Below are 12,531 nucleotides of genomic sequence, written 5' to 3'. Positions count from 1 at the left end.
CCAGCCTTCTGAACTGGGGAAACACGACGGCGTCGTGCCCGCAAAATCTAGGGGAAGAACTTCTTCCCCGGGGTTCGTAGTCGTCCGCGAGAATTTTCTGGGGGAGGACTCCAAGGGTAGGGGAAGAAGATTCCTCCCCTGCTTTTGTGGCGGCGGATCGGGGTCGACGGTGGCCACCGAAGTCGAATGCAAGTTAGGGTAGGCTAATTTCGAGACTGCTGTCGACGGGAGGCTGATGATGACAGAGGTGTCCACCAAGGGGCGTGGCTGGCAGGGTGCCGTGCTCAAACTGCTGCGTGCCGACGACTTCGCGTTCACCGTGACCAGCACGGAAACCGTCACCGATCACTACGTGCGCCTCGGATTCACCGGTGGCGGATTGCTGACGGAGGTCAAGCAACACCCGACGATGTGGGTGCGAATGTGGTTCGAGGACAACGGCAAGTTGCATCAGCGTGGCTACACGCTGGTCGACCCCGATCCGGCGTCAGACACTTTTCACATCGAGTTCGCCATCCACGACGGCGCATCGGCACGCTGGGCGCAGCAGGCACAACCCGGAGACACGATCAATGCGACCGTGATGGGGTCGAAGTTCGAGATGCCCGACCCGCCCGCGAAGGGATTCCTGATCGCGGGCGACACGGCGTCGATGGCCGCGATCAACTCGATTCTCGACGCGATCTCGGCGTCGTCGGCGCCGGAAACGCCGGCCACCATCTGGTTTGAATACCAGCATGAGTCCGACAAAGAGTTGCCGCTGCGATCGCGCGCTCAGGACACCGTGCACTGGATCGCCCGCGAGCGTTCCGGGGCAGCCCTGGTCGAGAAGGTGAAGGCGGCCGCCTTTGACGCGAGTGGCCATTTCGGTTGGGTCGCACTCGATTCGGCGAGTACACGGGCTGTGACTGCAGCCTTCAAGAACGATTTCAACTTGGGTAAGAAGGCCGTCAAGGGTATGGCCTACTGGATCGAGGGGAAGTCCTTCGGCTGAGCCGGAAGGGATCTGCGCTCGCAGCTGCAACACACAAGGGCGGGACCGCAATTGCGGCCCCGCCCTTGAGTGTTGAAGTTCAGCTCTGCTTCGCCGTCGCGGCCAGGGCCGGGTTCAGGCGGTCGAGGACCCACGGGATCGACAGGACGCTCGGCGTGTTGAGCGCGTTGATCTCGTCGGAGGTGAGCGCCGGCGCGGCGCCGGCCTTCACTCCAGCGAGGTTCGAATAGCCTGGCAGACTGCGGAACTGCTGGTCGAGCTGTGGTGTCGCACCGGTTGCCAGCACCAGGTTCGCGTCGAGGACGGGTACGTTCTCGAGCCCGATGGTGAACCGAGGTGCGTTGCCCTGGCGAGCGCGCTCGGCCGCCACCGTCGGCGAAACCTTCAGTCCGATGCTGGTAAAGATCTGTCCCGCACCGTCATTGGGGTCGCCGAGAACCGAGATCTGTGTCGGCGTGTACATGAACGAAAGCGAGTACGTCTTGTCGGCCAGCCCCGGGTTGGCCGTCTTGACCGACGAGTACTTCTCGTTGACTCCGTTGATGAGCTCGGTGGCCTTCTCCGGTTCCCGCAGCGCGGTGCCGAGCACGGTCACGAGCTTGTCCCACGGGTCCACCGACGAGGCACTGACCGCGCCGATGGTCGGCGCCAACGCCGCCAACTGGTCGCGCAGCGCGGCCGGGGCGTACGACGGGACCAGGATCAGATCGGGGTTGAGCTTGGCGATCTGGGTGATCTGCGCGCTCGGGTCGGTCGGCGAGGTGATCGCCGTCGACGAGTTCAGCTTGTCGCCGGTCCAGGGCGCCTTCTGCGCCGGATCGGTCTGCCCGGTCAGATAGCCGACCGGCGTCACGCCGAAGGCGAGTACGGTGTCGATCCATTGCGTGCCGACGGCCACGATCCGTTGCGGCACAGCGGGAATCACCACCGGCTTCTGACCCGGCAGGTCGGCGATGGTGACCGGCGAGACGCTGGCCGGCGTGTCGTTCTCCTCCGGCGCACTGCATCCCGCGAACAGTCCGGCAGCCAGCAACGCGGCCAACAGGGCCGCGATCGGTGTGAGCGTCCGGGTGCGTGATCTGGGACGATTTCTACTTGTGGGCATGCACTTTCCTCAATCCCCGACGTTGTGGACAGATCTCGATGCAGCAAGACTCACTGCGCGGGTGTTGCCTCCGCTATGACCGCGTCGAACGCTTCGATGAAGCGTGCCGCGTAACCCGGCAGCGCCGCGGGATCGGTGACGATACCGAAGGTGGTTGTGCCACCAAGGATCAGGCACGTCACCGAGAACGAATAACCGACCAACGGCGACAGCGGTGTCAGGGCGGCGATCTTGCGCCCCAAAGCCGACCGGACCCGGGTGAATCCGGGGTTGATGCCGATGTGGATGTCGGGACTCATGCGGTCCATCGACGCGGCGACGATCTCCCGCATCTCCGCCCATGGCGGAGCCGGTTCCTGATCGTTGGCGACCAGCGCCAACTCCATACGCGACGATTCGACGATCGCGAGTTCGGCACGCGCCCGATCGATGTGACGATTCAGGTCGGACTCCGAACCGAGCAGGTTGAGCAGCGAGATCGCGACCGCGTTGCCGGTGTGCCGGAAGGACTGGTCGAGCGTGACCGGGAGTGTGACCCGGATGCTCTCGGATTGCGGCCCTTCGCCATTCGGCGCCGCGACGCTCAGGGTTTTGGCGATCGCGCCGAGGAGGAACTCGTGCACCGACGCATCGTGCGCCTTGGCGGCCCGACGCAGCGTGCGGGTCGACGCGCGATATAGCGCGATCTCCCGCTTCCCGGATTCTGTCAGTGCAGGCCAGTCGCGGCCGGCCTCGCCGTCCATCCACTGCTTCTCGAAGGCGACGCGGGAGGAGTGCAAGAGGTCCGGATCGATCGGCCCCGTGCGGAAGCGCGGGCTCGTGGCGAAACGCTCGAACTCGGAGAAGTCCCCGTCCTTGACATCGGCCAGCAGTCCGGCAAAGGCCGCACCGGCGATCCCGTCGGAGAGACTGTGGTGGACCTTCAGCAGGATCACCTGATCCCCGGTCTCCGACGAGGTCAGAAGCGTGACGCTCCAGAACGGATCCGGCCGTGGCAGAGGCTGTTCGAGCAGAGCCGCGATCCGTCGGTACAGATCGCCGCGGTCGGTGAACCGATCCTCGGTGACGTGCCGATCGACATCGACGTCGTCGTGCAGGACGATCTCCGGCTCGAGCTCGCGACCCTCGCGCACACCGATCCGGAACAGATCGAACAGCGAGACACGCTCGCGCACGCGGGCTCGCACTGCGTCGAGCGTCAACGCCGGGTCGCCGGGCTCGAATTCGAGCGCCATCGCCCAGTGTCCGTGGCGACTATCGGTGTCGGTGTGCAGGTAGGTGAAGTCGGTCGGACCGAAGTCGGTCACGGCCGGGGCGGTGGAGACAACGGCGCCGGGAGCGGAGCGAGCGGGCCGAACTGTTGCCGAACTCATTGTGACGCACCGCTCATCGTCGTGCTGCCCATCTTGGCGCGGATCGCGTTCTCGAGATCGCCGACCGTTTTGCATTCGTAGATCTCACGCTCGGTCAATGCGACGTCGAGACGTTCTTCGATGGCCACGACACCAATGGCGAACGCCACCGAGTCCAGGCCGAGATCGTCGATGAGCAGGGACGACTCGGTGACATCACCGAGCGAGAGGTCGAGGTCTTCTTCGAGGATGCTCTGCAGCGCCTCGTGAATCGAATCGGACATGTGTAACTCCTTTGCTACTGCCGTGCGGCAGCCTGAACAACACTGACATTCGCACTCTGTGTCAACAGATCTCGCAGTGACAGGTGCGACTTCTTCGGAAGGTCGGCGACGAGTGCGGAGGCGACCTGAGCGGCGCGTCGTGCGACGTCCTCGCCGAGGACGTCGGTGCGGTACTCGATTTCGAGGTGCACATCGTCGTTCTCGCCGGTCTCGAAGGCCAAAGACAGGGGATAGTGCACGATGTCCTTGAAGATCGTCTCGCAGCTCACTTCGGCGCCGTCTGGGGTGGGGACACCGCGCAGCGGGGCGTTCTTGGCCAGGGCCATCACCTCGGCGACCGGGAAGCGGCCGCCACTGTTGCGCAGCGCGGTGAGGATCGTGCCGTAGTCGACAGACGAGTACTCCATCGCGGAGTACACGGTCGAGACCGCGGCGCGTACCGCCTCGTCGGCGCGGGTGGTCGGGTCGAAGGTGAAGCGCATCGGCACCACGTTGCCGCTGTACCCGACGCGATCGATCGTCTCCTCCGGCCGCCGGTTATCGGCTGGGACAAGAAGATTGAAGTCCGACGCATCGGTCAGCGCGAAGACGGTCAGTGCGCACACCACGATGAGCATCGCGTTCGATGTCGCGCCCGACTCCCGCGCGAACCGCTCGAGTGCCGCAACGTCGTCGCTGTCGATCGGCTGGCTGATCAACCGGCCCGGACCCTCGCCGAGCACCGAGAACCAGCTGTCCTCGGGACTCGTCTGCGGCAGCGCGCCGGAGATCGGGTAACGGATACCCTCGGCGGCCCAGGTTGCGCGTGCATGGTCGACGGCAGCGCCGACCAGGGACTCCGGTCGCGCCGACGGATCGCCGGCGGGCGCCGGCGGGAGTCCGGCTTCGGGATCGTCGGACACGAGAATGCCGATAACCGGCGGGAGGATGGTCTCGTCGCCGGCGAGGTGGTGCAGCACGAGAATCATCGACAACCCGTTGTCGTGCTTGTAGATCCGTGCGCGGCCGGGTGCCTCGCGACGCAGGTCGAACGGCTGCTTGGCGAGCTCGGCGGCAGCGGCGAGAACGGCGTCATGTGTCTGCGGACGTTGCGTCTGACTCGAGGTCGCGTCGGTGGTGCCCCACTCCCAGATCTCGCCGGGAACAACCCAGCGCCCTTCCCAGGTGGTCGCCTTGCGGCGCGGGGCGCCGTCGTCGCCGACCTCGATGACCGAACCGAGCACCGACGAGGTGTCGACGAGGCGTTGCATCGAGGCGACGACCGTGTCGATCGAGTATGTGGGACCGAACTCGAGAAGCACCGCGAAGTTGTGGGCGTCCGAACCGGGTTCGAGTTCGTAGATCTTCCACATACGCCGTTCGGCGGTGGCGAGAGTGCCGTCCGTCGGGAGCGGTGTGGCTTCCGGTGTCGTGGTGCCGAGAGCTGCTTCGTCGGCGGCGATTCCGGCGTCGGCAAGCCTCTTTCGCATGAGTTCACGCTGCGCGTCGCTCAGGATGTTCACGATTCTCCTTGGGATAGAACTACGTTGGTCTCGGGGAGGGCGGGACGCACTACCTCCCGGGTTGTTGCCTCCTCGCGGAGCGCTGACCAATCACTGACGACGCTGATCAGCTCGCCACGGGCCCACATCGGCCCCTGATCGGAGAAGTGCGGTGATTGCGCGTCCCCGGCGGCTCCGGACGGGACGATCCACTGGTCGGCGTCGCGGTCTGCGACATCCCATATGTAGCGGGCCACAGGTCCCTGACGGCACACGTGTGCGAATCCGACCGCGCTGGCGTTGGCGAACACGCACTCGGCGTCGCCACCGAGGGGCAGTGGTTCCGGTCGTACCCGTGGGGACAGTTCGGGGTGGTTGGCGGTCACGCCGGCAAAGTCCAAGAGGTGGAACGGGATGAGGACGTGAACCTCGCCCCACGTCGGAATTCTCTCTGCTGCAGCAGTATCGGCGGCCACCGATTCCAGTACCTCGGAAGCGAGTGTGTGGATGTCCACACCGACGGCGTCGGAGAGCTCGACCACCGACGAGAAGCCCGCACCGATGCGTGTCGCGGCGAAGAACCATGGGTCCAGCCAGCGCGGGAAGGGATGCGGCGCTGCGAGACCGGCGAGAGCGGGGGTGGCGGCGATCGCCGCCACCAGCCGGGTGCGGATCTCGGCGAACAGGTATGCCTGCACACTGTCGGCGTGCATCGCGCTGTCCCAGCCGAGGATTCGGCGTCGAAGATCCTCGGCGGCCGCACTCAGGCCGGTCAGCGGCGTGAGCAGGTCTAGGACGACGCCGGCCGATCGGTTGTCGACATCGCCCTGGATGCGTCGGCAATCCTCTGCCGACACAACAGGTGTGTCCGCCAACAGAGAGCCGATCCGGTCGGCCCGTGCCGGCGAGGCGCATTCTGTGGTGAGGGCTTGCAGAGGCGGTGTGCTGTCGATGCGTTGGTTGGCGATGACGGACACGGCGGTCACCTCGCCCGTGAAGTCCTCTCCCGCAACCGAGGACAGGGTGACCGAGGCCGGTGCGTATCCGGTCCATCGGTACCGCTCGTCCCAACCGGGAACCGGAAGCCAGTAGTTCTCCGGAGCGCGCTGCGGAACCATCCCCACGGCGTGGTTGGTCAGTCGTCCACTCGTGTCCGCGATGACGATGCGATTCGCGGGCTCCACCCAACTGGTCAGTGCCTCTTCGACGTCGGCGACGGTCTGGGCGAACAGCAGGTCGACCACTGCGTCGAAGGTGGCCTCGGCGTCACTCATCATCGGCGTGCGCAGGCTGATGGCCCATTGCGTGTCGGCGCCACCGAAGAGAACCGAGCCGTTGCGGGTCTCGATGACCTCGACGTCCACCGGGTCGCCATCGCGGACCGAGATCTGTTCCGTGCGGCTCGACACCGGCTCGGTGCCTTCCGATGTCCGTGCCACGACGTGTGCGCCGTCGCGGCCGAGTTGCTCGACAAAGACGTCCTGATAGTCGGCCATCGCGTTGGTGATTCCCCAAGCAGCACTGCGGGTGTGCGCGAAATGTGGGACACCGGGAACCCCGGCGAATGCGAATCCGACGACGTCGAACTCGGGACAGCTGAGGTGGCATTGCTGGTAGATCCCGGGGATCTCGACGAACCGGTGGGGATCACCGGCAATGAGCGGAGAACCGTCGGCGGTGCGGCTGCCGGCGACTCCCCACGCGTTGCTGCCGATGATGGCGTCGTCGAGGGGGAAGACGTCACCCCCGACCGCCTCCGCGGGTCGATCGGACACCAGGTCGAGCATGTCGGCGATGAAGTCGTCGGACGGATGCTCGGGTACGTGCAGATCCGACTTGTCCAAACCCTCGCTGTCGAAGAAGTCCAGCGCGACCGAGCCGAGCGCCCGGCAGGCGTGGAGGCGGAAGAGTTTGGTGGTGAACCGTCCGAACATGATGTGCTGCACGATGAACACCGAGATCGGCGACCACGGATGCCATGGTGTGGGTCGATGCCCCAGCTCGGTGAGCTCGATCGACGTCGTGTCCTCGTTCAGCAAGCCGGCGCTGACGCCTTCGGCGTAGGCGCGCAGGAGGTCTTGCGTGCGCGGGGACGACGCCTCGTAGATCCGTCGGGCTACGCGGTCGACCTGGGCGCGGCGGACGAACTCGTCCCAGCCGAGGGCGTCGGGACCCAAGACCTCGGCTGTGCGTCCCTCGCCGCGCAGACGCAGGAACTCGACCTGCCAAGCGCGGTCGACGCCGGTGACGTAGCCCTGACCGTACAGCGCGCCGTATGCGCTGTCCGCCTTGATGTGTGGGATGCCGTGGGCATCGCGGATGACCTCGATCTCGCCGGTCACGATCGGTTCGGTCACACCTGCACACCACCGGACGTCACGAGGTCGGCGGGCAGGAGATCGGATAGGGGGCGATCGGCGGTCGCGTCGGAGAGCACCTGCTCGATGTTGTCGTGGATTCGCTCCACCGTGCTGGGCTCGAAAAGGTCGATCTGGTAGGAGATCTGGACCTCGGTGCGGTCGGCATGCATGAACGTCTCCACCGCGAGCGGCAGCAGCGCGCGACCTTTGTGGGCAAGCTCCCACGTCGACGACACTCCCGGGAGTTGCGGACCTTGCAACTCCTGGTCGATGAAGAGCACCAGGGTGTCGAACGGCTGCGCCTGCGGATCGCCGGTGATCCGGCGGGCAACCTCCACCAGATGTTCGAACGGGAAGGTGCGGTGACCGAAGGCCGAGTCCGTGACGGCGCGGACGTCGGCGACCAGATCCGCGAAAGCGGCACCGTCGGTGCCGATTCGCAGCGCGATCGAGTTGCTGAAATTGCCGATCAGCGCCTCCATGCCGACTTCCTCGCGGTTGGCGACGGTGGTTCCGATCAAGATGTCACGCTGTCCGGTGATCCGGCGCAATGCCAGGTAGTACACGGCCAGGAACACCGAGAAGGGTGGCACTCGTAGTTCCGAACTCAGCGATCGCAGAACGGATTCCGCGTGATCGCTCAGCTGCCGGTCCATGCGGGCGCTGCGCTCGGACACACTCTCGGGACGACGGTCGTAGGGGAGCACAGTGGTGCTGATGTCGCGGAACTGGTCTTCCCAGAACGCGGTGTCGCTGGCGTGGTCGTCGGCTGCAAACCGGTCCTGTTCCCATTCGGCGAAGTCGGCCACCTGTGGGGACAGTGGTGGGATTTCAAGTGCCCCATCGGGGTTGGCGATCGCTTGGGCGTAGAACCGCTCGACGTCGCGAGCCATCGCGGGCAAGGTCATCCCATCCCAGATGATGTGCTGCATCGCGATCACCACCGCCAACCGAGGTTGCCCGTCGGCGTCGGCGGTCAGCCGAACAAAGGTCAGCCGGATCGACGACTCGCCGGCCAGGTCAAAGGGTTCCGTCGCGGCCTCGGCGATGAGTTCGCTCAGCCGTTCCGTGGACGCCGGTGCGTCGTCGAGATCGAGCGTCTGCACCCGGATCGGGAGATCGGTGTGGATCTGCTGATAGTACGAGCCGTCGTCATCGGTGTGATACGTGGTCCGCAGGATCTCGTGACGTTCGACGACGCCGAGCAGCGCCCGACGCAGAGCCGTCTCGTCGACCACACCGGTGAAGGTGAACGCGAGACAGATGTTGTTGGCGGTGCTGTCGGGAACGCGCTGCTGGTGGGCCCAGACGATGCGCTGACTGAAGGACTGCGCGGCCCGGTCGTGATTGCGCCGGGTCGGCACCCCGCCGTCGACACTGATGCCGACGGCGGTGAGCCGGGAGCGCATGAGCGCCTGGAGTTCTTCCAAAGACGGCATCAGTCGGCAACCCCCGCCAACTCGGCCGAGTCTTCGGGGACCGGAATACCGGTGACTTCCAGCAGGATTCGCGCAACCTGATCGAGCTGACCGGGCACCTGCTCCCGGCCGGCGAGCAATTCGGCGAATCCGCGCACGGTGCGTGCACTGAACACGGCCGTGATGCCGACGCCCTCGACCGCGAGGAGGCCGCGGACGTTCGCCACGAACGAGGTGGCCAGGATCGAGTTGGCTCCGGCGTCGAAGAAGTCGGTGGTGACACCGAGTTCCTGCACCCCGAGGACCTGTTCGGCGATGTAGGCGACCGCAGCTTCCACGGCATTCGCCGGCGCGACGTATCCGTCGGGATTCACGCCGGCGACCTCACGCTCGAGCAGCGCCCGGATGGCCTTGCGGTCGAGCTTGCCGTTGGTGGTCAGCGGGGCCTGATCGAGAACGTGGACGATGGCCGGAACCATGTAGTCCGGCAGCAGATCCCGCAGCCCTGCGGTCACCGCATCCTCGTCTGCGACAGCGCCCGAGGACGGCGCGGTGATGGCGAGGCTCAGGCGGCCGGCGACGACGGCTGCGACTGCCTCTCCGACACCCGGCAGGGTGCGCGCGGCGGCCTCGACCTCGCCGAGTTCCACGCGGTACCCGCGGATCTTCACCTGGTGGTCGGCTCGGCCGAGGAACTGGATGGTGCCGTCCGGCAGGTAGCGGGCGAGATCGCCGGTGCGGTACCAGCGGAGGTCGTCGACCGTCACGAACCGGTCGGCGGTGCGGTCCGGGTCACCCCGGTAGCCGTCCGCGACACTCGTTCCGCCGATCCACAATTCACCGGTGACCCAGTCGGGTGCATCCTCGCCGCGCTCGTTGACGACGCGGCATGCGACGCCACCCATCGGGCGGCCGTAGGGAACCGTGGTCCAGTCGGCGGGGAAGTCGTCGCCGACCTCGTAAACCGTGGAATGGATGGCGGTCTCGGTGGTTCCGCCGAGTCCGGCGAAGCGCAGTCCGGAAACCGCGGACCGGGCCCGACGGGCGAGATCGGCATCCACCCGGTCGCCGCCGGTGATGATCACGCGCAGAGACTGCAACTGCTCGGCGCTCGCGGCGTCCAGCAGCATCCCGATGAGGCCCGGCGCGGCGTTGAGAACCGAGACCTTGTGCGCGGCAATGGCTGCTGCCCACGAATCGGCGTCGCGCGTCTCCTCCGACGCGATGCACACCAGCGCGCCACCGAGGGACAGCGGGCTGAAGATGTCGAACACCGACAGGTCGAACTCCAACGCCGACAGTCCGATCGTGCGATCGTCGGCGGTGAGGCCGAACTCGGCGGCGATGGCGTCGACGGTGTTGGCCGCCGCGCGGTGGCTCACCTCGACACCCTTGGGCTCACCGGTGGAACCCGAGGTGAACAGCACGTAGGCCAGTTCGTCGGGTCCGGCGACGATCGCGGCGTCGGCGCGCGGCCCCGAGGTTGCCTCGTCGAAGCCGAGGACTGCGACCCCTGCGGGCAGATCACCTGCGGCGTCGCAGATCACGGCCGTCACCGCACCGCGGGAAAGGATCTGGTCGCGGCGAGCGGACGGCTGATCGAGCGCGATCGGCAGGTATGTCGCGCCGGCCGCCAGCACACCGAGCACGCCGATCACCTGACGGTGTCCCTTGGGGAGGATCAGTGCGACGGTGTCGCCTGCTCCGACGCCGGCGTCCGTCAGTGAGCGGGCCACCGAGAGTGCCTGACCGGCGACGTCGCCGTAGCTCAGCTCCTGGCCCTGCGCGGTCACCAGCGCGGTGCGCTCGGCAGCGCGGGCAGCGTGATCGAAGAACGCGCCGTGCAGGCTGCGCGGGGTCGAGGTGGCCTCGGTCGACTGCACGCGATCCCGTGTGGTCCGCTGGCCATCGGGGAGTTCGATCGCCAGCAGCTGGTTCCAGTCGGAATCCGGCGCCACCAAATCGTCGAGGATGCGCTGGAATTCGGCGAACATCGACTCCATGACGCCCTCGGGAAGTGCGTCGCGACGGACATCCCAGTTGACCAGCAGGCCACCGTCGAGTTCGACGACCTGTGCGTCGAGATCGACCTGCGGGCCCTGCGACAGAATCCACACGGGCTCGCCGAACAGACGTCGAACGCGGTCGGAGAACAACTCGCCGAAGCCGAGGCCGGAGGTGAAGACCAGCGACGGTGTGACCGCGGAGCCGCGAATCCGGCCCAGGTCGCGGAGGACGTCGAGGCCCTCGTAGGTGGCGTGGGCGGCGCAGTTGTGCAATTCCTTCTGCAGGCGACGGGCACGGTCGACCATCGACTCGGTCTCGCTCGCGTCGCTGTCGATCAGCACCGAGTTGGTGAAGTCACCGACCACCTGATCGATGTTGTCGTGCAGCGGCTCCCGATTGAACAGGGGAACGTTGAGCAGGAATCGCTGGTGCGTGGACCACCGCGCGATGACCTCGCCGAACACCGCCGCGAAAGTGACTGCGGGAGTGACACCGTTGTCGTAGGCGACGGAGTAGAGACGGTCCTTCTGGGTCGCGTTCAACTGGTGGTGGTAGCGCACGCTCCGCAGCGGGTCGGCGCGTTGTGCCTCGGGAATGGTCGGCAGGGTAGGGGTTTCGGGCAGAGTCGGAGCCTTGCGCGCCCACCACTCGCGAGCCGCCTCGTACTCCGCGGGCACGATCTGCTCGGGGAACTGCGCCAGATACTCCCGGAAGGTGTATCCGATGGGCGGCAGCGTGGCGTCGGACTCGTAGGCGGTGGCCAGATCGTCCAGGACGCGTCGGTAGCTCATGGCGTCCGCGGCGAGCATGTCCACGTCCAGATGCAGGCGGTGGCGGCCGTCGGGCAGCAGGGTCAGCACGAATTCGACGACGCTGCCTTCGGAGACATCCAGCAACTGGTGACTCATCCGGTGCCGGGTGCTCTCGAGACCGGCCTCGACCTCGCTTGCGTCGGCGTCGCGGAGATCGACGACACTGAACACCGGTCGCGGCGGCTGGGCGAGGATTCGCTGCTGGCCGGCGTCGTCGAAAGCGGCGCGGAGCATGTCGTGCCGCGCGACGACCGCCGCGACGGCGCGTTCGAGGCGCCCGGCGTCGAGGAACTGACCGTCGAACTCGGCGAAGAGGTGGGCAGCCACACCGCCGAGGGCCTGGCCGTCCTGGCGGCCCACCCAGTAGGCGTGCTGCATTGTGGCCAAACCGAACTCTTCTGCATCGGGATCTTCGGCGGCGGGGTCGGCCACCGCGACGTCGGGCGTCCGCTCGGCCGGCTTCGCGGGAGCTTCCGTGGCCGGGGCGGAATCGACGGTGTCGGCGCCCAACAGACGTGCCCATGCCTCGATGGTCGGGTCGAGCGTGAGCGCAGACGCCTGGATCAGGTGGCCCTGGCGACGCCAGGCGTTCGTCAGTTTCATCACCAGCAGCGAATGCAGTCCGTGACGCACCAAGTCGTCGTTGTCGGCAATTGTCTCCGGTGCAACGTCGAGCAAAGCTGCGACGTCGGCACGAATCTGGTCCTTGGAAATCACG

At 66.5% G+C, this 12,531-nt stretch carries 7 protein-coding genes and 1 pseudogene; 1 reads left to right on the top strand and 7 read right to left on the bottom strand.

The features are described 5' to 3' along the window. Positions 1-238: 238 nt before the first annotated feature. Positions 239-994, top strand: coding sequence for a siderophore-interacting protein (locus MKW15_RS03165; RefSeq protein ID WP_240856126.1), 756 nt, complete (start codon positions 239-241; stop codon positions 992-994). A 79-nt stretch (positions 995-1,073) separates the two neighbouring features. On the opposite strand, the gene MKW15_RS03160 is transcribed toward MKW15_RS03165, so the two are convergent. From MKW15_RS03160 to MKW15_RS03130, 7 genes and pseudogenes are all read right to left on the bottom strand, one after another. After that, a complete protein-coding gene (locus tag MKW15_RS03160; protein WP_240856123.1) occupies positions 1,074-2,099 on the bottom strand; it encodes an ABC transporter substrate-binding protein in 1,026 nt (341 codons plus the stop codon). Positions 2,100-2,149: 50 nt separating this feature from the next. Beyond that, entirely contained in the window at positions 2,150-3,472 is a 1,323-nt protein-coding gene (locus tag MKW15_RS03155) for a wax ester/triacylglycerol synthase domain-containing protein (protein WP_240856119.1), read from the bottom strand. Further along, positions 3,469-3,738: pseudogene (locus MKW15_RS03150) on the bottom strand (acyl carrier protein); the annotation flags it as partial. The gene MKW15_RS03155 and the pseudogene MKW15_RS03150, both read right to left, overlap by 4 nt. A gap of 11 nt (positions 3,739-3,749) precedes the next feature. Continuing rightward, on the bottom strand, positions 3,750-5,237 hold the full coding sequence (locus MKW15_RS03145) for a condensation domain-containing protein (RefSeq protein ID WP_240856111.1): 1,488 nt from the start codon (positions 5,235-5,237) through the stop codon (positions 3,750-3,752). Then, the gene (locus tag MKW15_RS03140; protein WP_240856109.1) at positions 5,234-7,573 is read right to left on the bottom strand and encodes a penicillin acylase family protein; all 2,340 of its coding nucleotides are present in this window, start codon (positions 7,571-7,573) and stop codon (positions 5,234-5,236) included. The genes MKW15_RS03145 and MKW15_RS03140 overlap by 4 nt, the downstream gene beginning before the upstream one ends. Then, positions 7,570-9,015 (bottom strand): condensation domain-containing protein, encoded by a 1,446-nt coding sequence (locus MKW15_RS03135; RefSeq protein WP_240856108.1) that lies wholly within the window; start codon positions 9,013-9,015, stop codon positions 7,570-7,572. Before MKW15_RS03135 ends, MKW15_RS03140 begins: the two co-directional genes overlap by 4 nt. Next, entirely contained in the window at positions 9,015-12,530 is a 3,516-nt protein-coding gene (locus tag MKW15_RS03130; RefSeq protein WP_240856105.1) for an amino acid adenylation domain-containing protein, read from the bottom strand. Before MKW15_RS03130 ends, MKW15_RS03135 begins: the two co-directional genes overlap by 1 nt. Position 12,531: the final 1 nt, after the last annotated feature.

Origin of the sequence: Gordonia gummivorans (genome assembly GCF_022513585.1) — a bacterium.
Classification (GTDB): Bacteria; Actinomycetota; Actinomycetes; order Mycobacteriales; family Mycobacteriaceae; genus Gordonia.
This window is presented reverse-complemented; position numbering and strand designations above follow the sequence as displayed.

What these genes read in the sequence shown, in the direction of transcription:
- MKW15_RS03165 (WP_240856126.1), top strand. Translation starts at nt 239, where the DNA reads ATGACAGAGGTGTCCACCAAGGGGCGTGGCTGGCAGGGTGCCGTGCTC.
- MKW15_RS03160 (WP_240856123.1), bottom strand. Translation starts at nt 2,099, where the DNA reads ATGCCCACAAGTAGAAATCGTCCCAGATCACGCACCCGGACGCTCACA.
- MKW15_RS03155 (WP_240856119.1), bottom strand. Translation starts at nt 3,472, where the DNA reads ATGAGTTCGGCAACAGTTCGGCCCGCTCGCTCCGCTCCCGGCGCCGTT.
- MKW15_RS03135 (WP_240856108.1), bottom strand. Translation starts at nt 9,015, where the DNA reads ATGCCGTCTTTGGAAGAACTCCAGGCGCTCATGCGCTCCCGGCTCACC.